General features: G+C 43.4%; 13 protein-coding genes. 4 read left to right on the forward strand and 9 right to left on the reverse strand.

What is annotated here, in order from left to right; translation table 11 throughout:
- Positions 1–68 precede the first annotated feature (68 nt).
- Positions 69–2525 carry a glycoside hydrolase family 31 protein gene (locus GO620_RS08455; protein WP_157524197.1) on the forward strand — a complete coding sequence of 819 codons (2457 nt, stop codon included), beginning with the start codon at positions 69–71 and terminating at the stop codon, positions 2523–2525.
- A gap of 44 nt (positions 2526–2569) precedes the next feature.
- Here the strand turns inward: GO620_RS08455 and GO620_RS08460 are convergent, their stop codons facing one another.
- Positions 2570–2926 carry a type II toxin-antitoxin system RelE/ParE family toxin gene (locus GO620_RS08460; protein ID WP_157524199.1) on the reverse strand — a complete coding sequence of 119 codons (357 nt, stop codon included), beginning with the start codon at positions 2924–2926 and terminating at the stop codon, positions 2570–2572.
- On the reverse strand, positions 2919–3137 hold the full coding sequence (locus GO620_RS08465; RefSeq protein WP_157524201.1) for a hypothetical protein: 219 nt from the start codon (positions 3135–3137) through the stop codon (positions 2919–2921). The genes GO620_RS08460 and GO620_RS08465 overlap by 8 nt, the downstream gene beginning before the upstream one ends.
- A gap of 173 nt (positions 3138–3310) precedes the next feature.
- Between GO620_RS08465 and glgB the strand changes: the two genes are divergently transcribed.
- Both glgB and GO620_RS08475 read left to right on the forward strand, forming a co-directional pair.
- Positions 3311–5401, forward strand: coding sequence for a 1,4-alpha-glucan branching protein GlgB (gene glgB, locus GO620_RS08470; protein ID WP_157524203.1), 2091 nt, complete (start codon positions 3311–3313; stop codon positions 5399–5401).
- Positions 5398–5592, forward strand: coding sequence for a hypothetical protein (locus GO620_RS08475; RefSeq protein WP_157524205.1), 195 nt, complete (start codon positions 5398–5400; stop codon positions 5590–5592). The genes glgB and GO620_RS08475 overlap by 4 nt, the downstream gene beginning before the upstream one ends.
- 266 nt (positions 5593–5858) lie before the next feature.
- Here GO620_RS08475 and GO620_RS08480 read toward each other — a convergent pair whose 3' ends face one another.
- From GO620_RS08480 to GO620_RS08490, 3 genes are read right to left on the reverse strand one after another with little or no spacing between them, the layout of a single operon-like run.
- Entirely contained in the window at positions 5859–7208 is a 1350-nt protein-coding gene (locus tag GO620_RS08480; protein ID WP_157524207.1) for a vanadium-dependent haloperoxidase, read from the reverse strand.
- Complete coding sequence (locus GO620_RS08485) at positions 7205–9238, reverse strand: glycoside hydrolase family 65 protein (RefSeq protein WP_157524209.1); 2034 nt, start codon at positions 9236–9238, stop codon at positions 7205–7207. Before GO620_RS08485 ends, GO620_RS08480 begins: the two co-directional genes overlap by 4 nt.
- Positions 9239–9297: 59 nt before the next feature.
- Positions 9298–12606: a VCBS repeat-containing protein gene (locus GO620_RS08490; protein ID WP_157524211.1), complete on the reverse strand. Its 3309-nt coding sequence runs from the start codon at positions 12604–12606 to the stop codon at positions 9298–9300.
- 190 nt (positions 12607–12796) lie between these two features.
- Here GO620_RS08490 and GO620_RS08495 point away from each other — a divergent pair, with 190 nt between their 5' ends.
- Complete coding sequence (locus tag GO620_RS08495) at positions 12797–13744, forward strand: hypothetical protein (RefSeq protein ID WP_157524213.1); 948 nt, start codon at positions 12797–12799, stop codon at positions 13742–13744.
- A 3-nt stretch (positions 13745–13747) separates the two neighbouring features.
- On the opposite strand, the gene GO620_RS08500 is transcribed toward GO620_RS08495, so the two are convergent.
- The 4 genes from GO620_RS08500 to GO620_RS08515 form a co-directional block, all read right to left on the reverse strand.
- On the reverse strand, positions 13748–17047 hold the full coding sequence (locus GO620_RS08500; RefSeq protein WP_157524215.1) for a VCBS repeat-containing protein: 3300 nt from the start codon (positions 17045–17047) through the stop codon (positions 13748–13750).
- A gap of 76 nt (positions 17048–17123) precedes the next feature.
- Entirely contained in the window at positions 17124–18647 is a 1524-nt protein-coding gene (locus GO620_RS08505; protein WP_157524217.1) for a RagB/SusD family nutrient uptake outer membrane protein, read from the reverse strand.
- A gap of 18 nt (positions 18648–18665) precedes the next feature.
- The gene (locus GO620_RS08510; protein ID WP_157524219.1) at positions 18666–21755 is read right to left on the reverse strand and encodes a SusC/RagA family TonB-linked outer membrane protein; all 3090 of its coding nucleotides are present in this window, start codon (positions 21753–21755) and stop codon (positions 18666–18668) included.
- Between the two features lie 532 nt (positions 21756–22287).
- Positions 22288–23832 carry a DUF6377 domain-containing protein gene (locus GO620_RS08515; RefSeq protein WP_157524221.1) on the reverse strand — a complete coding sequence of 515 codons (1545 nt, stop codon included), beginning with the start codon at positions 23830–23832 and terminating at the stop codon, positions 22288–22290.
- Between the last annotated feature and the right edge of the window lie 147 nt (positions 23833–23979).

Raw genomic sequence — 23979 nt, forward strand, 5'->3', positions numbered from 1 at the left:
GGCGATTATCAATATATTGGCAATCCAATTGCTTTAAATTATTAGATAAACTCTCCAAATAGCGCTTGATGGACGATAATATACTTGATCCGGAACTTACCGATAATCATGATGTAGAAGTTGATGAGGAATTTCATCATCTCAACAATCCCGTTCTGGGGATAAAACCGATCGAAAAAAAATACCTCGGCACCGTAACCGAAGTGGTGCAGGATAAAAATAAATTCTTTTTTAGCGATAACGACGCGCGTGTAGAGGTTACCGTTGTAAGTGACGAGATCATCCGCGTGAGGCTTGCGCCGCATGGTGTTTTTTTGGACGAGTTTTCTTATGCCGTGCCCGAGTTAAAGGTCACCGCTTCTGTGTTTTCGCTTCATGAAGACGAAAATGAATACCGGGTCTCGACAAACACGGTAAACTGCCATATCAACAAGCAGGATTTTCTGATCCATTTTTCTGACAGCCAGGAGCATGTAACAAGTAGTGATGCTGTGCCTATGCATTGGGAAGAAAACACCCAGTTTGGGGGCTATTATGTTTTTGGTACAAAGGTTTGCCATCAGGATGAAGCATTCTATGGCCTCGGCGACAAAGCCTCAAACTTAAATTTGCGCGGCCGCCGTTTTCGGAACTGGAATACAGATGCCTATTCGTTTGCCTGGAACCAGGATCCGCTATATCGCACTATCCCGTTTTATATCAGTTTAAATGAAGGTATCGCTCACGGTATTTTCGTTGACAATACTTTTCGCTCGACGTTCGATTTTGCTGCAGAGGATTTTACAAAAACCAGTTTCTGGGCCGATGGCGGTGAGCTCCAATATTATTACATCCACGGTCCGCATATGATGGACGTGGTAAAACGCTACCACTCGTTGACCGGCACGCACCCCATGCCCCCGCTTTGGGCGTTAGGGTATCACCAGTGCCGCTGGAGTTATTACCCCGAAAGCAAAGTACGCAGCGTTACCAGAGGTTTCCGCGACAATAAGATCCCTTGTGATGGTATTTACCTGGACATAGATTACATGGACGGCTATCGCTGCTTTACCTGGAACCGCAAATACTTCCCCGATCCAAAGAAAATGATCAAAGAATTGGCGGCAGACGGTTTTAAAACGGTGATAATTATAGATCCCGGTATACGTGTCGATGACAACTACGCGGTGTTCAGGGAAGGAAAAGAGAAGAAATATTTTTGCCGCCGATGTGACGATTACTTTATGGAGGGCCACGTATGGCCGGGCCGCTGCCAGTTCCCCGATTTTACCAACCCTGAGGTGCGTAGATGGTGGGGCGATCTATTCGATGAGTTGGTTGAAGCCGGCGTTGCGGGCGTATGGAACGACATGAATGAGCCTGCCGTATTTGGCGCAGGTACTTTCCCTGATGATGTACGCCACCAGTATGATGGCTATCGCGGCTCTCACCGCAAGGCGCACAATGTATATGGCATGCAAATGGTGCGCGCCACTTATGAAGGGCTGCGCAAACAAATGAAAAACAAGCGCCCGTTCACTATAACACGCGCGGGCTATTCGGGCGTGCAGCGTTATGCTTCTGTCTGGACGGGTGATAATGTTGCCTCATGGGAACATTTACACCTTGGACATATACAGTTGCAACGCCTGTCAATGTCGGGCATACCTTTTTGCGGTACGGACATCGGCGGATTTAGCGGCGAACCTGATGGAGAGTTGTTTACCCGCTGGATACAGTTAGGTACGTTCTCGCCTTTTATGCGCGCCCACTCGGCAGGCGACACTAAGGAACGCGAACCGTGGAGTTTTGGCGAGCCGTACACCGCTATAAACCGCAAGTTTATAGAATTGCGGTACAGATTGCTGCCTTACCTGTATTCGACGTTTTGGGAACATCACCGGTATGGTTTCCCAATTCTGCGTCCTGTTGTCTTACAGGAGCAAGATGTTTTGAATAACCAGGCCCGTCAGGACGAATTTACTTACGGTGATAAGATCCTGATCTGCCCGGTACTTGAGCCGGGACAAACGCAGCGCATAGTTTACCTGCCAAAAGGCAAATGGTACAACTTCTGGGACAAGAAGTTAATTGAGGGCGGCAACGAGATCACTGTTCCTACCCCACTGGAAACTATACCGATGTTTATTAAAGCAGGCAGCGTTATTCCGGAGTATCCCGTACAACAATACGTTGGTGAAAAAGAAATCACAGAGGTTAAGATCAATATCTACTATAGTGATTATGAAGTGAATTCATTCTTTTTTGAAGACTATGGCGAAACATTTGCTTACGAGCAGGATATCTACTCAGAAAAGAAATTTATTGTTAATGGTGATGCAGCGTCGCTAACCATTGAGCAGTCGATGGAAGGCTTATACACTCCCCGTTACGAAAATTACGCGTTTAACATAGTTGGACTGCCGTTTAAACCTGCAAAGGTGATTATAGATGGTAAAATGTTAACAGACTTCGATCAGTCCGGCGACGCCTCATTTAAGTTCATTTTTACCAAGAACTTTAAAAAGGCGGAGATTTTGAAATAGCGATAAAATCTTTCATAACAGAGGCCTTAAGTTTAAGGCCTTTGTTATTTAGTGTTCAGATAATTGGCTAAAATTTCGTTCAACCTCTTTACCGCATCTACTTTTTTGATTGTTGACTTTTCTGATTTGCTAAATATTGTCATCAATAGAACTTCGATTCCATCACTGGATTTTGTTAGGTGATAGTACATTACCCTAAATCCTCCGCTTTTACCTCTGCCAATACTTTCACCCGTGAGTCTAATCTTATAAATTCCTTTTCCATAGGACTCACCTAAGTAAGGATTACCGGTTAGCTGCAGGATCAAATCATCGATGGAAGGCCGTAAACCGGGATATTTTTTGGCTAACGGCTTTACGTTTTTAATAAAACTTGGAGAAACGAAGACTTGATTACTCATCCCACAATTTAGATGCAGGCACTTTATTTATTTTTCCATCTTTTATTAGCAATGCTTCCTTGTAACTTTTACTGATAATTTCAAGTTCTTCGTCACTTATGTCATCATCCGATGATACAGCAATGTGGCCGCCAATTTTTTTGACAATTTTAGATATATCAGATATAGCATTTGAGCTATCGTCCGGAATGTTTATTGTTAACGTTGTCATACCCTTAAATTACTATATCAAATATATGAAAAGATACGCTCAAACTGCCGTCGATGCAACATAGCATAAACAGATAGTGATTTGCTTTATCTATATTAGCCATTGCCTGCCAAACAAGCTGTTTTAATTTATGTTGAATTAAAAAGGCTCTAGCAGGCCCTAACGCTACACCAATGGCAAAAAAAACTGAGAAGACTGAACCAAAGTCAGAACCAAAATCCGTTAAAGCGACTATAAATAAACCGGCAATAAAAGCGCCTAAAGATGAATCATCTCAAGAGGTGGTTATGCCTAAAAGATTTGGAAAATCAAAAACAGATGTCGCTGCCTCAGTAACAACATTTCCGGCAGCGAAACCATATGGTACGGGCCAGTACAGTCGCTTTACAGAGTTCGATATACATCTTTTCAAATCGGGCAAACATTATAAGCTGTATGAAAAGATGGGTTCACATGTGGTTGAGCATAATGGTGTCATTGGAACTTACTTCGCAGTTTGGGCGCCAAACGCGCGTTATATTTCCGTGATCGGAAATTTTAACGGATGGAACAAGGGATCTACCCCTATCTATCCGCGATGGGATAGTTCCGGCATTTGGGAGGGTTTTGTGCCTCATATCGGTAACGGTGAGGTGTATAAATATTTCATCAACTCCAATACAGGCGAAGATTTGGAGAAGGCCGACCCTTTTGCCTTGCAGTGGGAAGTGCCGCCAAGCACTGCCAGTATCGTGACTGATACCTACTATGAATGGAAAGACGCCCAATGGATGGGCTATCGCCATGAAAAGAACGCGCTGAACAAGCCGTACTCTGTTTATGAGGTACATCTTGGATCTTGGGCGCGCGGTATGGAAAGCCCGGATCAACTATTAAATTACCGCCAGGTGGCAAATAAACTGGTGCCGTATGTTCAGGAAATGGGCTTTACACACGTAGAGTTTATGCCGCTAATGGAGCATCCTTATTACCCAAGCTGGGGTTACCAACTGACCGGATATTTCGCAGCGTCTTCACGCTACGGGTCGCCGCAGGATATGATGTACCTTGTAGAAAAGCTGCATGAAGCTGGTATAGGTGTTATACTGGACTGGGTGCCATCGCACTTCCCGGGAGATAAGCATGGTCTGTATCGTTTCGACGGTACTTCGCTTTATGAGCATGAAGACCCACGCAAAGGATTTCACCCCGACTGGAAATCATACATATTCAATTATGGCCGTAATGAAGTGCGCTCTTTCCTCATCAGTAACGCGCTTTTTTGGTTGGACAGATACCACATAGACGGCTTGCGTGTGGACGCTGTAGCCTCGATGCTTTACCTCGACTATTCGCGCAACCACGGCGAGTGGGAGCCGAATTATCTGGGCGGTAATGAAAACCTCGAGGCTATATCGTTCCTCAAGGAATTTAACGCCGCGGTTTATAAAGAATTCCCTGATACGCAAACCATCGCCGAAGAATCTACTTCATTTTCGGGCGTTAGCCGACCAGTGTTTTCGGGCGGACTTGGCTTTGGCATGAAGTGGATGATGGGCTGGATGCACGATACGATCAAATATTTTGGCGAAGACCCGATCAATCGTAAGTACCATCACAACGTAATAACCTTTAGCCTTATTTATGCTTTTACTGAGAATTTCATGCTCCCGTTCTCGCATGATGAGGTAGTGTATGGCAAAGGCAGTATGCTGGGAAAAATGCCGGGCGACGACTGGCAGCGCTTTGCAAACCTGCGCCTGTTATATGGTTACATGTTTACGCACCCGGGTACTAAGCTCCTATTCATGGGCAGCGAGTTTGGCCAGAGTGCCGAGTGGGATTTTCAAAAATCGCTGGACTGGCACTTGCTCCAATACGACAGTCATAACGGCATTAAAGAAACGGTTAAAGGACTTAACCATTTGTATAAAACTGAGCCCGCTCTGTACGAGAAAGAATTTGAAGAAGCCGGTTTTGAATGGCTGGATGGTGGCAATGCCGCGGATTCTTTAGTGGCTTACATTCGCAAAGGAAATGATCCCAAAGATAACCTGGTCGTAGTATTAAACATGACACCTGTTGTACGTGAGAACTATAATATTGGTGTGCCGGCTCCGGGAACCTGGAAAGAGATCTTTAACACCGACAAAAAAGACTTTTGGGGAACGGGAGTACAAAACACGACTGTCGAATCAAAGGAAGAGTTTTGGCATGGTAAGGACAACTGCATAAACATCACCGTTGCGCCGCTGGCAGCCATGGTATTTAAACGAGAGGGATGATCAACAAAAGATATTTTTACCTGTACCTGCTTTTCGGGATTGTGGCATTGGCATTAATCGTTATCAATTTAATAATGTTTTACCCGGTGGTCAAAACATCATCCCTGATCATTGAAGCTTTAATGGCTGCCCTTTTCTTCTACCTGGCTTATAAAACTTACCACGAAAAGAAGGATAAAGAATTGATGTAGCGGAATATCCTCAACGCTCTGTTCAGTTGGTTTCCGGTTCGGCAGCATCTTGTCACACTGTCAAATCAATGGCGCAGAGGTGTTTCAAGGACGGTTTTGGCCACAGTACTGACAAAGTAGTGCTTGTAGGTAAACGCCGTAACGGGATTGCTAATCAGCTAAGAGCATAACAACGTCACATACCTAAAAGTATGGAACAGCTGTTTCACCTGTTTCAAGTGAAACAGTGAAACACTAATGGATAGATGGTGCGCTGGAAACCCGGCTTACTTCTTCTTCATGACCAGCTTGATAGCGACAGAGTCGCCCACTACCCTGCCGTATTTATTTGATACCTTGCACGAATTCATAAAGTGAATACCACCGTAAAAGCGGGCCATTACATTTTCGTTCGCCGCGTCACGGAAAGATTTATACGAGCGGCTTTTAATCCCAAACTCCTGTTCTGATGTGTCTTTGTAAGCAATATTATCGCCTAAGGCGCTGGTTAATGCCTCGGCAGCGGCAGCAGAAATGGTGCAGTGCCCGCAAGTGTATTCCGGGAAAGGCGGAGTCTGCAAATGCGGGCGCCAGTCGGCGTCGATATATTTATCGATAACGGTTTCGGGCCGTGCCGTTTTGTAGATGTATTTTGCCGCCCATGATTCTATAAAGCCGTCGAATAACGCGATTGCCGTCTTGGCATATGCCGCGACAGTGGTATTAAAATCAGCCTTTACATTTTTAGCACCAATACCTACAATACTTAACCAATGCCCCGGCGGCGAAAATTTTTTGGTGATAAACATCACATGTCCGGATACATTCAGTTTCTGCGGATTATCGTCCCAAAAATCAGCAATGTGCGTTTGCTCGGCATTCAAACTATCAACAGCATTCTTACTACGCATCACATCCAGAAAGTATGGGCTGCTTTTGTTAGTAACATCAAACTTTGGAGGCGGCGGCACGCTGTACTCCTTTGCATCGTGCATTACCATAGTGCGTATTTCGCCCCAATGCGGTTCAACCGCTTCCGCATACATGGGAGGTGTTGGCACCCATCGTCCTAACGAGTCATTAATAGAAAACTTAGATGCACTGCGCGTTTTAAGGTAATTGTCGCCTTTGCTCCAGGCTAAAATGCTTTTCGCTACTGCCTTCGCGTAAATCTCAGAGCCGCTGATCATCTGGTCAGGCATGTGGTGAGTGGCAGCCAGAGTGTGCAGGCTGTCGGTGTAGTATTTCAAACTTCCTTCGGGAAAAGTTACGGCCTCGCCTACTTCGCAAAACGCCAGCAAAGCAGCGTAAGCATAATCTATCTGCTGATCTTTCTCGGGTTTAGGCACCGCCTTTAATCCATTAAGCTGATTAGCCAGTGATTGGTAATGTTTGGGATCGCCTGCGGCGATTACTTCGTATCCGGCTATAGTAGCGTAAGCGTAATTCCTTGAAGCAACCACCGGCGTAAAGTTATTGCCCATGACAACACTGTTTAACTCATGCACGGTGCGGCTGTACAATGCAGGGTCATGAAATATTTTGACGTAGTCGGGTCTGGAACATGATGATAAGGCAAGAACAGTAATGCCTGCAATCATCAGCGATAAGCTGGATGAGCTAAGTCTCTTTATCATTTCGAAACTGTGTAAGTTTTTTTAGCAAGGCCCACACCCGTTATGGTCAGCGACGTCCAGTTCGGCGGCAGGCTGGTTTTGATTTGCGTGATGCCTTGTGGTGTAATGTCCAAACCGCCAAAACCCATCAGCACACTTTGTACAATACCGCCCGCACCGGTAGCAAAGTATGGATTAGTGCCGCCCTTGGTCTCCGCTATAACACGGAATGGTGGGTTCAGGTTAGGGATATATGCGTCTTTAAACCAATGGTAAGCTTTTGTCCCATCGCCTAAACGGGCGTACAGCAACGTAAATATACCTTGTGTCATGGCTGGCGTTCCTTCGTTGGGCACACGGGTTTCATAATACTCCAAATCTTTTTTTATTTGTACAGGATCGGTTATGCTCTTCAGCGGAAAGGCCAAAAGGTTTACATCGGCTTGCTTAATGCCCTCGCCTTTGTATGAATCAAACTCGCGGGTGACGCCATTAGGCAGTTTGCTAATTGGAATGTTCATGGCCACGTTTTTCCAGTCGGCATCTGCAGCGATGCCTAAAATACTTGCAGCCTCTGACGCTGCATTCAGGTTAGCTATGGCAGCCGCATTGGTAAAAGCGTCGTTATTGACATTTTCGGCCCACTCATCAGAAGCTACCACATCTTTAATATCGTAGTGTCCTGCGCCGTTACGTTCGACCCGGCTGGCCCAGAAGTCTGCTGTCGCAGAAAGTATAGGCCAGCCCTTTTCGCGCAGCCAATCTTTATCCTGTGTAACACAATAGTATTGCCATGCAGCTAAACCTACGCATGCAGTAATATGGTGTTCAAATGGCCCGCTTAGTGCCCATACAGGGGTCTCTTCTACACCTGTATCTGCGCTCTCCCAAGGGAACATCGCCCCCTTATATCCGTGGGCAAAGGCGTTTTGCTTAGCCATCGCTAAACGTTGGTAGCGGTATTCCACCATAGACTTGGCAATTTCCGGGTGCAGCACCAAAACAGCTGGATACATCCACAGATCGGCGTCCCAAAAAACGTGTCCGTTGTAGCCTAAGCCCGATAAACCCATAGGAGACGGTGAATAAGCCGTACCTGCACGCGAGAAAGAATACAGATGGTATAACATACTGTGAATATCCTGTTGAGCTTGCGCGTCGCCTTCAATGTTAATATCGCTTTTCCAAAGCTCGGCCCAGGCCTGCGCGTGCTGCGTGATCAACCTTTGTTTACCTTCCAGTTTTGCGAACATAGTTAAACGCTCTGCCTGGTTTAATGGGTCGGCATCATGCGCAGAAGTAATAGATGAACCGGCTATGCCATAGTTATATGTTTCGCCGGGGCTAATGCTGCGGGTAAATTTCATCAGGTGCATGTTATTGTCCCACATCTCGTGTATCACACGCGGTTCTTTGCCATGCTGCTCATTGAATAGAAAAGTGTTAGACGCGCAGAGCTGCAACTTGCCTGTAGGGCTTTTAGCCGTTGAGGTCAGCAAACTGATGGTTGCGTGCGGCCTGTCTATTTCATTATAATAGTTCTGCACATCTTTTAAGGCATCCGGCGCCTCCATAACGCTGGCAGCAGTGACTGTTATCGCCTTCTTAGCAGTAACAGAAACGTCCATCAGAACGGTAAAAGGTAATTGGCGCAAAGAGTAGTAAGTATATTTAATGCTGGCGTCTGTTCCATAGTCGAACGTGGTGGTGAAAGCGGCGGTGTGCATATCAAGCTCTTGCTTAAAGTTGCTGATGTTTCTAGCATCAACACGCTTGCCATTGATCTCCAGATAGCTATTCAACAGGTTGAAGCTGTTTAAGAAGTTACTTACCCTGCCGCGGCCATACAGGTCATAGGCTCCCGCAAGTACCACATTTTTAACCTTGAATGGCTCAGGCGACGACACGATACCTATCATGCCGTTGGCCACGGTAATCCCGTAATAATTCGCCGGATCTATTTTATCGGCTTTAATCTGCCAGGCATCTTGCGCTTTAAGGGTTGTTGAACTAACCGCGAAGAGCGCAAATAAGTAAAATATCTTTTTCATATTGTTCTAAACGCGCTATGCGTTGCGAGGCTCAACATAGCACGCTTTTATTTTAAACTTTAGTTTTTAAATCTATAAAACCTTATGGGTTTATTGTTCAACGCAACGGCATAAATATCACCATTTGCGGTACGGACGCGTTTAATATCCCGCACCTCGCCTTTCAGCATCAGGTTGTAATTGGCTAATGAAAATGCTTTAAAATTACCATTTTTTTCTACGGACAGTATATCTCCAAAATCCGCGTCATAACGGCCTTCATACGGTAACACTCCGCCGAAATTGCCACCGGCAAAAAGTTGTTTACCTGCCATTGCAAAACCAAATAATGGTGATACCTGCGCCTGCGGCGGAAACGCTTTGAATACAAATTTGCCGCGACCCTTGTTGTAAAACACGCCCGATGCAAACGACGTAACTTTCATCATTTTGTTGACATCCAGCGAATCGCCAAAAAGTTCCTGAACCGTTTTGCCGGCAAAATCATGATAGTATAAATATTTCTTTTTAATCAGCGGTACTTGCTTTTCTATTTCACCTTTGCCAAGAAAAGTAAAATCTTTGCCGTTTACACTGTAAGTGACTATTGGGTCTACGGTACCATTTTTGTCAAGATCAGACAGATACAATTTAACAGGATCAGCGGTAGTTGGCCTCAGTTTTGAATTAAGGCCGTAATTGCCTGCTATGATATCCATTTTGCCGTCGCCGTCAACGTCGGCAGATATTACACGCTGCCACCATCCCGAAAGTTGTTCCATTTGCGCATCTTTCAAAGACACAAAATGTCCTTGTTTATTAAGAAGTATTTTGACCGGCATCCACTCCCCCGCTACAATTAGATCTGGCCAGCCGTCGTTGTTGATATCTGCAAACGATGCGCTGCGCAACATGCCTGCGTATTTCAAATCGTTACTGATTGCAGCCTTTGTGTAATTCCCTTTACCATCATTTAATAACAGGTAGTTTTCGGGTACCGGACCGTAATGATGCGCATCCGGTGCGCCGCCTATAAATATATCCGAATAACCATCATGGTTAACATCAGCGACTGCTACAGCCGATTTGTTTTTTAAAATTGATGGAATGGTCGCGGATTTTTTAAAATTTCCTTTTCCGTCGTTAAGATATAACCGGTCTGCTAATTGCGGAGCACCGTCAGCATATTCATTCCCACCCGATGCAACGAACACGTCGGGGTGACCATCATGATTCGCATCAAGGAAGATGGCATCAACATCTTCGCTCGCCGCATCCTCAATAAAGGCAGGTTGAATTGACGCTTTAAAGCCGCCGTTTTTTTCTTGTATAAACAGTGCATCAGGCTGGTCTTTGGCACCGCATGCGTAAATATCATCAAGGCCATCGCCATTAATATCGGCTACCGCAAGCCGAGGCCCTTCTGCAGAAAGCATATGCGGAATCAATGGCTGCATATTAAAATCCACAAACTGATCTTCTTTATGCTGCCAATTTATACGCTGCGCCGCTGTTACATCTTCAATGGGCGATTGCGCAGGTTTGAAAAATTTATCTTGTTCGAAATGACCCGACGCATTTGCCTGATTTATTTTGAGCGTTTGACCGGATTTAACTTGTTTAATTACCTGATAGGATCCGTTGGGCCAAATGATCAACAAACTATCTATGGTTTTCGCAGTACCTAAGCCGAAATGGAGCTTAGGCGCCACTGACGATTCAAAACCGCGTGTTAGCATCAATTGCTGATACTGAATTTTACCCTTGTTAAAGACATATGCCTTTGCACCAATGCCAAAACGGTTGTCATGTGTACCGGTAAATGTTAAAGCAAGGTAATTACTGCTGCTCCCGTTGTGTTTATATATTGAGGCTTCACTGTTGACATTATTGGTGATTAAATCAAGATGACCGGTATTGTTAAGGTCGGCATATACCGCACCATTGGAAAGCACCGAATTGCTCATTCCCCACACCATGCTTTTATCTATAAATTTCTCAGAAGGTGTTCCCTTAAAAATGTAGGGATGAGTGTTTCCAACAGGCATCTTATCTAATGTTGTGCTGTCAGACTGGTCGCTGCTCATCAATTGTCTTTGTATAGCAAAGTCAGATACAAAACTGATGTAGTCCATATCTGTAGGGCGCCGTTTGATACCGTTTGCAAAAAATAAATCCTTTGTACAATCATTATCAAAATCGGCAAATAAGGGGCTCCAGGTCCAGTCTGTGGCAGATACGCCGTTCATCAAACCTTGCTCGCTAAAAGCATTGCCGTTACCCATGTTGCGCTGTAACGCGTTGCGCGAGTACTGGTACTGGAAGCCGCTTTTAACTATTTTGTACTGATATTGGTCATAAGATTCGTCGCCGCCATATGTTTTTAGAATATTTTCTTCGCCGGGAAGCATATCTGCAGTCACGACATCTAACTGGCCATCGTTGTTATAATCGGCCACATCATTGCCCATGCTAAAGCGGCTATAATGGTTGAAATGCTGCGCCCCGGCTTCTGTAAAAGTTCCGTTGTGGTTATTAATGTAGTAATAATCGTTCTCGTGAAAGTCATTGCCAATGTAGATATCTTCCCAGCCGTCATTGTTTAAATCGGCAACAGCTACACCTAAACCATATCCTAAGGCGCTGCTGTAAATGCCGGCCTTCGCGGTAACATCTTCAAAATGGCCCCCTGTATTTAAATAAAGTTTGCTGCCTGCAAGCGGGCTTACCTTTTTGCGTAAGGTGGTATCACCAAACGTCTCAACCGAATGGTTTGATTGATTAAGTAAATAGCAATCAAGCAAGCCGTCGTGATTATAGTCGAAAAATGCGGCCTGTGTGCTATATCCCGAAAAATCTAGACCATACTGTGCCGCGCTTTCTGTAAAGGTGCCGTCGTGGTTATTGATGTACAACTGGTTATATCCTTTAAGGTCTAACTTACCTGCAACTGCGCAAACATAAATATCCAGGTAACCGTCGTTATTAACGTCGGCCATGGTAACGCCTGTGCTCCAATCCGCATTTCCGGCCACACCCGCCTTTACTGTAATGTCTTCAAATTTGTAATTACCCTTGTTGAGATACAATTTGTTACCGCCCTTTTGATTAGCAGTAAAGAAAAGGTCAGGCAAACCGTCATTATTGATATCGCCGACAGCAACGCCGCCTCCGTTATAGTAATACAAATATTTTAAAATGCCAGGCTTATCCCTGTCATTTAAGTGGTTAACAAAATGAATGTTAGTTTGCGATGATAGCAGCAACGTGAATAGAGGCGTTTCTGAAGGTTGGCTACCGCAGCCGGCAAACGCAATTGCAGCTAGAATAATTGCCGCTAAGAAGTGTTTTTTTATCACAACAAATGTGTCGGCAAAAATAATGGTCATTAACTAATTGCTGCGTTAGCGTTTATAATTTCGAGGGCATAATGGCATAGGCCAAGCTCTTAGAGAGATGTTAAAATTAACAATTTAACTTCATTATTGCGAAGATTAAACGTGCTATTAATCTTTGATTTTATAGTTTGAAACGCCGCAAACGCATTTTTATGTATTTTTGCAGCCTGATTTTTTTTTAATGAAAAAGGTTTTATTGATTATCATATTTCTTGTGGCCGTGGCTGTATTGTTTATCATTCCGGTAAATCGCACAGAAACTATGCCTATCAACGTGCCATTTTTCAAGGCGTACAAACAACTGTTGTTACCCCGTAAGTGGGCCGAATGGCACCCGGAAATAAAAACAGACTTTACTACCGATTCAAACAAAGTATCTTTTATTACTAAACCCGACGGATACAGTGTAAATACACCAAATACATCGATAGAAGTTCACGAAACGGCGAGCAGTTTTGCGATAAAACAGCAAGGCATAAGCGGTGATCATGCATATGTGATAACTGTTGCACCAGGTAAAACCGTTAATGAAACAGAACTTATAGTAGCAGAACATATCAGCATTGCGGGATACCTGGTGGGATATTTTTCCAAAAACCCCTTTCAATACTCGGGCGCAGCTCAGTTCAAGAATTTTTTAGAAAATGACGACCTGTTTTACGGTTACCATATTTACCGTACAACTGTCCCATCGCCGGATCTGCTGGTGATTAGAAAACGTGTGGCTAAAACCAATGAGTTTCTTGCGGCGGATTCCTCTTTCAACGAATTGAAGTCATTCGCGTTGATTACTGGAGTAACAAAAGTGGCACCCGTTATTGCACAATTCATTCCGGTAGGTACAGACTCTATGATGGTGAATGTTGGCATCTATATCAACAAACCACTACAAAATTCAGGGCACATCTTATATTCCAAAATGATCAAAGACGGGCCGTTGTTTGCAGCAGATTATAGCGGATCTTTTGAAAAAAGGCTGCAAGCCCACGAAGCGCTGAAAAAATATTTTGCCGATCACGCGATGGAAATCCCGGTGTTGCCATTCGAAAGTTATCTTGACGACAAACTCCCGTCAAGCAGCAACAGCCCGGTTAAGATCAGGATCAATTACACCACCTTTAGTAATTAATTACTAATTACTGCCGAATATTTGAAGGCTATCATTGTTTCGTGCAATGATAATCTGCTTACCTTTTTTAGTGCTAATGGTTTTGATGTCCCTTATCTCACCTGTTATAGACATGCCACTTTGAGCCGGGGTCATATAGTTAAAACCTTTATTCTTAGTCCCCAAAAAAGTGACACCATAGCTGGCATCGTACCGACCAACTTCGGGTTTTAAGCCAAAGAAGTTGCCGCCCATGAAAAGGTCATTTATTCCATCTTTGTTCACGTCGGTTTGTAGAATGCTAAACACTTCTGACAACTGCGCCATTACAGGCAAAGCCTGCATCGTAAACTGCCCCTTCCCCTTATTGATGAATGCACAAGTTTGCGTCTGCGTAACGGTAAGTAATTTTGCCTTCGCCAATTCCTCGGCGGTGAACACATCTTCTATGCTCTTGCCCGCATAAGCGTCATATCTCAAAATCTTCTTTTTTAGATAAGGGAGCTGTTTAATCAGATCATCGTGCAGGTTAAACGGATATGCTTTTCCATCCGTTTTATAATAAACAGGAATACATTCCACCTGTCCGTTATTGTCAAAATCTGATACATATAATTTAGCCGGATGTATTGCATCTGCCTGGATCTTAGAGTTCAAGCCCCTGTTGCCTGCGACAAGATCGGGTTTGCCATCAGCATTTACGTCAGCCACGGTAAGACAATTCCACCAGCCGCTTGAGTTATTTACCTCAGTTGCCTTTACCAGTTTATCACCTTGATACTTGAAAATTGTAAGCGGCATCCAATCGCCGACAATGGCTAATGAAAATTGCCCATTTCCATCAATATCTATCCATTGGGCATCCGTCACCATCCCTAAGTTTTGCAGTTGCGACCCAACTGATGTACTAACATCTGTAAAGTTGCCATGACCATCATTGTGCAGCAATTTGCTCGATGCCGGCATACCGTAAGCTCCCGGTGTGCTGCGCCCGCCAATAAAAACATCGCCGGTTTTATCATTGACACGAACGCAAGATGCATTCATGCTGATTAGCGGCCAGCCGCTAAACTTACGGGTAAAGTTGCCTTTGCCATCATTAATATACAAGCGGCTTAATTTACTTATCGCATCACCCTGACTTTGGTTTCCACCCGATACAACTACCAAGTCCATGTCGCCGTCGTGGTCGGCGTCAAAAAATTGCGCGCCAATATCTTCGCAAATCCTGTCCTGCTCAAAGGCAGCGATCTTTTTTTGGATGAATCTGCCGTCTGGCTGTTGAATAAAAAGCTTAGCAGTATCCCCTGTGGCACCGCCCACGAAAAAGTCATCCAGTTTATCTCCGTTCACGTCTGCAACGGCAAGTTTTGGACCCTCGGTCGACAGCATTTTAGGTATGAGCCGCTGCTCGTCGAAATCTTTGTAGTCGTTCTCTTTGTGAAAGATATCACCGCTTATTTGCTGTTTGGTGACGTTATTATACAGTGGTTTTTGTGGCTTGGTATATGGTCTAAACTTGCCGTTCGCTTCTGACTGTTTTAAAACCAGTTTAGTGTTAGGCTTTACATTTTTAAGCAACTGCATTTTAAAATCCGTCCAAACCACTTTAACGCTGTCGATATTTTTAGCATTGCCTACACCAAAGTTCATTACCGGGTCAGAACTGCTCTCAAAACCGCGGGTGGGCATTTGCTCAATCAATTGCGCGTTGCCGTTTACATACACTGTAACTTTTGCGCCTACACCAAAAGTGTTTAAACCGCTACCTTTTAGCTCAACCTTCAAATAGTTTTTATGAGAACGCTCGGTGGTCATGTTGCGGTACACAAAGGCTTCCATGTTCTCATTGTTTACCACAAGATCAATGTCGCCGTCGCCGTCCAGGTCGCCATAGGCGGCGCCATTGCTGTATGCCGGCCTGAAGAAGCCTAGCTTTTCACTTTCGTTTTTAAATGTTAAATTTTTCTGGTTGATAAAGCCGTAACTTGGGATAGGCGTTTTGGGCATTAGGTCAAGCAATTTTTTGGGCTTGAAGCCATCGTGCTGCACCTCGTTCATTACTTCGGTACTGCTGAAATAAGTCAAAAAATCCTGATTGGTGAGATCACGGCTTATCCCGTTATTTACGAAAAGGTCTTTCCAGCCGTCGTTATTAAAGTCAAAGCTTAAGGCACCCCAACTCCAGTCTGTGGCGTTGATGCCAGATAGGTTAGCGATCTCGCTAAACGTGCCATCGCCATTGTTTAGTTGCAAGCAATTTGTAGTAAACTGATGATGAAAAGTATTTTTTAGTTTAGCATTGTAGATATCGTACTCGTCAAACTTGGTAGTGGTCTTTAAACGGTAGTCATTTTCAGGTAGCATATCCGTAGTAAAAATATCCGGATAGCCATCGTTATTGATGTCCGCGACATCAGAGCCCATCGACGACAGGCTCATATGGCGCACGGCCTCGTCACTTATTTCCTGAAACTTGCCATTGTGCAAGTTGCGGTATAAGTAGTCGTGTTCAAAAAAGTCATTAGAAATATAAAGGTCATCCCAACCCGAATTGAATAGGTCTGCCGCTGCAATACCTAAGCCGAAGCCAATCTCACTACCATAAATGTTTGCTTCTTCACTTACGTCTGTAAACCTGCCGCCATCATTGCGATAAAGGCGATCGCCATTTTGAGGGTCGCGCTTGGTGCGCTGGTCGCGTTCGTACCCAAAGCTGCCTATTGGACGGTAACTGTTATTTAGCACGAAGCAATCCAGGTCGCCGTCATGGTCGTAGTCGAAAAATAATGCTTGAGTAGAGAGTCCTTTATCAGCTAATCCGTACTGCACAGCCTCTTCCTTAAAAGTGCCGTTTTTTTGGTTAATGTATAATTCGTTGGCACGGTCGGCATCTTTAAGGCCGCCGCTGTTAGAAATGTAAATATCCAGCCAGCCGTCGCCGTTAACATCGGCAATGGCAACGCCGGTATGCCAGCGCTTATATACATTAAGGCCGCTTTTTGCGGTAATGTCTTCAAATTTTAAATTGCCTTTATTGATATAAACTTTATTAAGCCCCTGGTTAGCTGTGAAAACAATGTCGGGTTTGCCATCATTATCAAGGTCGCCAATGGCTACGCCTGCACCATTATAGAAATTGCGATAATTAAAAACGTTAAACTCAGTATCGTCTGCAACTTTATTGTTAAAGTCTATGCCTGTTTGTTCTTTGGTCAATAATTGAAACAAGGCATTCTTTTCATCGAAACTGCTTTTTTGCTTGCAGGAAAAGATAGTGAGCAACAATAAAACGGAAGAATATCTAAGTACAGCTTTAAGCATATATGGCGTAAAGGTATATAACAAAAAGGAGCGGCAAAAATTGCCGCTCCAATTAAAATCAATCAACTAAAACTTATTAATAACCCGGATTTTGAGTTAAGTTAGGGTTCTTTTGGATAGCCGAAGTTGGGATAGGCATTAACTGATAATGCTTATCAGGGTCAGCTGGTTTAAACGTACGCGCGTCACCGAAACGACCGAAACGGATCATGTCTTGTCTTCTCCATCCTTCGTAAGCAAACTCGCGGCCACGCTCATTTAACAATGAATCTGCATTGTAAGCAGCAGCTGTGAAGTTTGGCATGTTGGCCCTTGCGCGTACAGGCGCGGTATAAGTTAAAGAAGTACCAGTGTTACCCAAACGTAATTGAGTCTCGGCTTTCATTAACAACACGTCAGCATAACGCATTAACGGGAAGTCTGCATCCTGGTTCTGAGAACCCGGAGTGATCTGGAATTTTTGAACACGTACACCTTCGTTTTCTGCAGCAGAGGCAATGTTGCCAATTGTAGAAGTGAAGAATAACGGCGTTTTACCATCACGTAATAAAAGTGGTGTTACACCGTCAGCAGCATATTGCTGACCTGCTTGCCAACCTTGTTTACGGGTATCTGCATTGTTAAACCTTGCATAGTTTTCTGCAGATGTAGTAAAACCATTCCATGGACCACCCGTACTCTCTAATTTATATTTAGGAGCTTGGTTATAGTGCAAGGTGGTCATCTGGATGTGAAGACCAGGTGCATTAATGTGATCGAACGGAATTACAAAAATGTTCTCTGGTGAATTAGTATTGTTGCTGCTAAAGTTCGACAAGAAATCGCCTTGCAAGCTGTAACCAGATTTCTGGATCAAAGAGTCGCAATACTTATCAGCGTTTTGATAGCCTGTGTTATCAGTTGTACCTGTAATTACGTTTTGATTCAAATATAATTTAGCTAACAAAAAGTACGCACCCCAACGGTTAATACGGCCATACTGGCTTGGATCTGCAGCCGGAGTTTTAGCGCTTAATTTAGGACCAGCGTCTTGCAACTCTGTAATTAAATATGTAAATACATCTTTTGCAGCAGTTGTTTTAACGGTAGTAGCGTCTTGAGAAGCAGAAGTCAACAACGGTATGTTACCAAAGTTGGTTACCAATTGCATATAGTAATATGCACGTAACACACGCAACTCATTAGTTGAATAAGCTGTACTGGTTGTTTGCGGCAAACCTTTTAAAAGGCCAAGGGTGATATTGATTGCACCAATAGCGTCATAGCAGTTATTCCAGGAGTTTGAAATGTTGTCATTTGCCGCGTTATAAGTGTGCTGATACAAGGCTAACCATTTACCACCATCACCCCAGTCTGTACCACGGGTTGGTACAATGATACCATCCGTAGTTTCGTCTGCAGTTTGTAGTATAGTGTTCTCTTGAGCTATAGTTTGTAAGCTGGCATACGTACCCAACACAATTGAGTTAAGGTAAGCTGCGCTACCCGCCGCTTGCTCCTGTGTAACAGAATCTTGCGGAGTGTTGAGAGACTTTTTGCAAGACGTTAAGCTTACGCCTGCAAGAAAAGCTGCTGTGATTAAGAAATATCTCTTTTTCATATTATAAAGTGTTTATAATTATTTAAGCGTAAAGTTCACACCAAATGAGAATTGACGTGGACGTGGGTAATTTTGTCTTCTGTCTATACCGGCGTAGATACCAGAAGTAAATACTTCGGGATCAAGACCTTTATACGGTGTAAACGTGTAGATATTGTTACCTGCAACATATACGTGGATTCTGCTGATATAGTTGTTTGGAGCAATGCCAAAAGTATAACCAAGGTTAGCACTTTGTACTTTTAAGAATGAAGTGCTCTGCAACCAGAAAGTAGATGGCTGTGCAGGGCTGGTGATGTTATATTTAGCTGCGTCTTTCAAGATACCGTATACGCCTACTTTATCCAAGTCGGTATAGTCCATGTAAGTTTCGTTAAACGCTTTGCTACCGTACTGGCCACGTAAAAAGATGTTCAGATCCCAGTTTTTGTAAGTAAAGCTGTTGTTGATGCTATAAGTAAATTTAGGATCAGTTGTGTAGAACTTACGGTCTTGCGTGCTGCCATCATCAGCGTAATTTAAAGTACTTAGGTCTGTAACCGCAGTGCGAGTGCCATTGGCTCCATATTTCCAGAATAATTGGCGGCCTTGAGCATCCTGACCAGCATATTCAGGTAACAATAAAGTACCAATAGGCATACCAACTTTCAGGTAACCAATTTGTGAAACCTGACCGCTGATACCTAAACCACCTGTGCCTCCGTTAGTGTAGGTTTGCGTTACGTTAAAATTTGTACCGTTAAGACTACCGGATAGGTTAGTGATCTTGTTACGTACTAAACCAAAGTTTACAGCAGCGTTCCAGGTAAAGTCTTTGCGGGCAATGATCTTACCATTTACGTTAAACTCAAAACCTCTGTTGTCTAATGAACCAATGTTAGCAAGGATATTATTTACGAAGAACTGGCTACCCGTAGGTACTGTATAGTTAAATAACAGGTGGTCGGTCTTTCTGTCGAACACCTCGATGCTACCGTTTAAGCGGCCGTTAAATAAGCTGAAATCTGCGCCGAAGTTAGTTGTAGATACAACTTCCCAACGTAAATCGGCGTTAGCGTTCTGAACAGCGAAGTTGCGGCTCAAGAACTGGCCAGAAGTACCATCATAATATAATGTACCGGTTGAACCGAACAAGAATTGTGAGTTGTAAGGGCTGATGGCATCCTGGTTACCTACCTGGCCATAACCGGCACGTAGTTTCAATGAAGTTAACCAACGGGTGTCTTTCAAGAACTCTTCGCTGCCGATGTTCCATGCAACACTACCAGAAGGGAATACCTGGCCCTGGTTGTTGATACCCAATTTATTTGAGTGATCGTAACGGGCGTTACCTGTGATGTAGTATTTATCGTTGTAGTTATACTCGATACGACCGAAGATCGAATTTAAGATATAACCGTTATCGTAAGATGCGATGTCTTTGTTAGTGATCGCGTTTGCTGCACCAATGTTTTCGTTGGGTAAGTTGATGTTTGCAAAATCGTGAGCACCAACACGTAAACCCTGGTAGTTAGTTTGGTAACGCTCGGCACCTGCTGTAACATTTAACCTGCTTTTGCCAAAAACACCTTTGTAATTAGCGTAACCGCCAAAAGTTGATGTAGTTGCCATGGTTGACTGGCGATCGATATCACCTGTGCTGGTCAATTGTGGGGTATAGCCAAATTGATCTGCAATTGGTTTAACCAACGGACCCGGAGGATAGTAGATATAACCGTAACCGTTATCTCTTGTTGCGTTTGCAAACGGGCTCAGGGTAATTTCTTTGGTTAAGTTATAGTCTAAACGTAGGTTACCATTGATACGGCTGATGGTGTTTCTGTTTTGCGTATAGAACAACAGTGGAAGCGGGTTAGCTTCTTGAGTGTTGCTGATAGACTGATAATTGTTAGGATTAAGAGCAGGATCATTTGCAACACCGGCCAAATTGTAAGGGCTGATAACAGATGGTACAGACAGCGCGTTAAGGAACACGTTATTGTCGCCACCGTTTTGACCCGGAGTTTCAACAAACTTAGATTGTGTATGAGAACCAGAAATGTTCATGGTAATCAATAACTTATCATTTAAAGCCTTTTGGTCCAAGTTTAAACGTGCGTTTAAGTCTTTACGATAGTTGTAAGCAATACCTTGTTGATCTATATAGCTGATAGATCCACGATAATGGCCTTTTTCTGAACCACCTGAGATTGCAACGTTCTCGTTATGAGTAAATGCGGTGCGGGTAATTAACTTAAACCAATTGGTATTAGCTCCCTGGTCGCTTGTTGTAGTAGTACCTGTAGGCATAGCAGTACCTTTAACTTGCTGGTACAATTGCAGGTACAAGTTACGGTCTGCAAACTCAGGCAATTTTAAAGGAGATTCAGTAGCTACGTAAGAGTTTACATCTACCTGAGCTTTACCTGCTTTACCGGTTTTAGTGGTAATTAAGATAACACCGCCTGCAGCACGTGAACCGTAAATAGCAGCAGCAGATGCATCTTTCAATACGTCAAAAGACTCGATATCATTAGGAGATACAGAACGGATGTCTGCACCCTCGATACCGTCAATTACGTATAACGGATCGTTACCACCTGATAATGAAGCGGTACCACGGATACGTACGGTTGGGTTTGAGTTAGGGTCTCCATCAAATGTAGTGATCACTACACCAGGCGCTTTACCTTGTAACTGTTGTAACGGGTTAGTAGTAACACCTTGTACGAAATCGCCTGATGATACTTTAACAACAGCACCGGTAGCGTCTTTTTTACGTACAGTACCGAAACCAACCACCAACACCTCGTTAAGAGATGTATTTGTTGATTCCATAGATACGTTAACTACGTCGCCGGTTACGGCTACTTCTTTACGTGAGTAACCTAAATAAGTAAATACTAGCGTTGTAGTGTTTGATGGAACTGAAATACGGAAATTACCGTTTACATCAGTTGCGCCACCAATAGAAGTGCCGCTTGCAACTATTGCAACGCCCGGCAGGGTCGAGCCGTCTTTGGCATCGGTAACTTTACCTGTAATTACTTTGTTCTGCGCCATTGCGGGGTGCAGGGCTAAACAAAATACAGCAAAGAAAAATAGTTTAAGTAAATTCTTTAAATGCATAACATTTGGTTTAATAAGATAATTTGGTTAAAAACAGATTGTGCTTAAAACGGAACGCCGTTTAAACACTTTGGAAATGGGGTATTTGCGGCATCCATTATCCAGAAAAGAATTGCCCTAAGTGCGAAGCGTAAAGTTTAATCATTTATATAATTTATTCGGTTTAAAACTAGCTATCCAAGCCTATTGAAACTTATAACGTACGCCGCAACTAGTGCATCGGCACGATACGTGTTTTTTCAAAAAGTTATTTAAGCTAAGCTGATATGGGGTTTCTCAGGCCCTTGGTTTTATACCAGCACGCGGTTAAATAATTGGATTACACAAAGTAAAAAATATAATAACTCAAAAACTATAAAGCCAACCCAAATTTAGAAAAATATAATGTTTATAAAATATAATGCACTATAAATCAAATACTTAAGTATTTAACACCTTGTAAAAATATAACGTTTTTTAACGCTTTTACAGGCTTTTAACACCTCTATAAGGGCTTTTTAAGAACGTTTTTGCGTGAGAAACCGAGAATTTGCTACGACTTAGTGTCAGCATCAACTGCTTTTACCGCCATAATCTTTTGGTCAAAGTGGTCGCCAGGTACTAATGCCTTAGCTTTTATCCGCATTTTATAAACGTAGATAGTGTTCACAGAATATTGCAGGATATCGGCAACCGCCTGGTTATCATTGATGCCCAAGCGCATTAGCGCGAAGATGCGCAGATCGGTATTCAATACTTCATGGTCCTTAGGCCAGATCTGGTCTTCGGGCTTAAAAAGTGTGTTAAATGCAGTGATGAAATTTGGAAAGATTTTCAGGAATATTTGGTCGAAACTATGGAAAAGGTTTTCGCGCTCCTTTTTAATGTTGACCTCATTTATAGTCACCAATATTTCATCATATTTTTTAGTCGTCAATTTACGCTCTATACTGCGTTTTAGCTTTTCAAGTACTGAGATATAACCGGAAATGGTTGAAAAAAAGCTACCAATATATTCTTCTTTAATACGGGTGTCTTCTGTAAGCCGGATGTTGATCTTCTCCAATTGAACGTTCTTGTCTTCAATGATCTTTTCTTTCACCTTCAACCTTTTCAATTGTATAAACACGATGAAAGAAATAAGCGCAATGATCACTGCAATTGTGGCAATAGATAAGATATACATCAAAAAACGCTTCTTTTCGTTTTCGATTAATATCAACCGCTGCGCTGCGATAATAGGTAACGCCGCTCCGATTTTTAATGTTCTCAAGCGCGCTCCGTAGTATTGAGCATTTGCCATTGCCTCTTCAATAAAGGTATAAGCACTAATGATGTCACCTTCTGATTGCAACTCCTCTCCCAGCCTGAATATCGCCAGCGTCTCCTTAGTAGATGAGCGTACGTCATTTATCGCACCAATGAGCAAAAGGCATATACGCTCGTCGCGTTTGCTATCGCCAACGTAAAATGAGCTTAAACCCGTTGCTGCCATGGCACGTTGATGAGCGGTCAAGGGAAAACTGTCTAACAACTTTTGATAGTAAATTGATGGTTCATTTGTTTGCCCTGTACGAATTTGCATTTCGCCAAGATTGGTGAATTGGTCATATGAATTAGGCTTGGCAATGCGAATTGCAGAATCAAGGTACTTTTTAGAGTTTTCGTAATCACCGGGCGTGTATATATTATCGCTGTTATAGCTGGCCAGGTCTGCATACGCACGTGCATATAATGTGTAATATCGCTCCTTTAGTGTATCGTCTAGAAAGCGCGTGTTGATGCTACCGAAGCATTCAAATGTTTCTTTAAACATCCCGGCAGATAACAAAATGAAACCTAATTTAAGTCTGGTAGCGTTAATCTTAGATGGATCGTTTAGCTTCTTAGCAAGATCGCGAAGTTTGACCGTATAAACGTATGCAGAATCGAACTTGTAAGATCTGTATTCGTCATATAGCGGTTCGCAAGCGCGGTATTGTCCTTCCAGATCTGACGCGGACAGGTTAATAAGTTTTTTGCGAAACTGCCCGATCCGGATTTCCTTCTGATGGTCATATTGCGCTTTTTTTGCAATCTCCGTTTTTAGTACGGCCATCAGACTGTCCGTCTTTTTTGAGCAATAACCATTGCCGAAAAAATACATCAAAACGAGAGTCAAGATTCCGAACCTGATCATATCAATAGCGCATCGCAAAACGATAACTTCACACCAAACTTAACGTAAAGAAATAACGGCGTTTCT

The sequence above is a fragment of the Mucilaginibacter ginkgonis genome, assembly GCF_009754905.2.
In the GTDB taxonomy this organism is placed as follows: domain Bacteria; phylum Bacteroidota; class Bacteroidia; order Sphingobacteriales; family Sphingobacteriaceae; genus Mucilaginibacter; species Mucilaginibacter ginkgonis.

What these genes read in the sequence shown, in the direction of transcription:
- GO620_RS08455 (WP_157524197.1), top strand. Translation starts at nt 69, where the DNA reads ATGGACGATAATATACTTGATCCGGAACTTACCGATAATCATGATGTA.
- GO620_RS08460 (WP_157524199.1), bottom strand. Translation starts at nt 2,926, where the DNA reads ATGAGTAATCAAGTCTTCGTTTCTCCAAGTTTTATTAAAAACGTAAAG.
- GO620_RS08465 (WP_157524201.1), bottom strand. Translation starts at nt 3,137, where the DNA reads ATGACAACGTTAACAATAAACATTCCGGACGATAGCTCAAATGCTATA.
- glgB (WP_157524203.1), top strand. Translation starts at nt 3,311, where the DNA reads ATGGCAAAAAAAACTGAGAAGACTGAACCAAAGTCAGAACCAAAATCC.
- GO620_RS08475 (WP_157524205.1), top strand. Translation starts at nt 5,398, where the DNA reads ATGATCAACAAAAGATATTTTTACCTGTACCTGCTTTTCGGGATTGTG.
- GO620_RS08480 (WP_157524207.1), bottom strand. Translation starts at nt 7,208, where the DNA reads ATGATAAAGAGACTTAGCTCATCCAGCTTATCGCTGATGATTGCAGGC.
- GO620_RS08485 (WP_157524209.1), bottom strand. Translation starts at nt 9,238, where the DNA reads ATGAAAAAGATATTTTACTTATTTGCGCTCTTCGCGGTTAGTTCAACA.
- GO620_RS08490 (WP_157524211.1), bottom strand. Translation starts at nt 12,606, where the DNA reads ATGACCATTATTTTTGCCGACACATTTGTTGTGATAAAAAAACACTTC.
- GO620_RS08495 (WP_157524213.1), top strand. Translation starts at nt 12,797, where the DNA reads ATGAAAAAGGTTTTATTGATTATCATATTTCTTGTGGCCGTGGCTGTA.
- GO620_RS08500 (WP_157524215.1), bottom strand. Translation starts at nt 17,047, where the DNA reads ATGCTTAAAGCTGTACTTAGATATTCTTCCGTTTTATTGTTGCTCACT.
- GO620_RS08505 (WP_157524217.1), bottom strand. Translation starts at nt 18,647, where the DNA reads ATGAAAAAGAGATATTTCTTAATCACAGCAGCTTTTCTTGCAGGCGTA.
- GO620_RS08510 (WP_157524219.1), bottom strand. Translation starts at nt 21,755, where the DNA reads ATGCATTTAAAGAATTTACTTAAACTATTTTTCTTTGCTGTATTTTGT.
- GO620_RS08515 (WP_157524221.1), bottom strand. Translation starts at nt 23,832, where the DNA reads ATGGCCGTACTAAAAACGGAGATTGCAAAAAAAGCGCAATATGACCAT.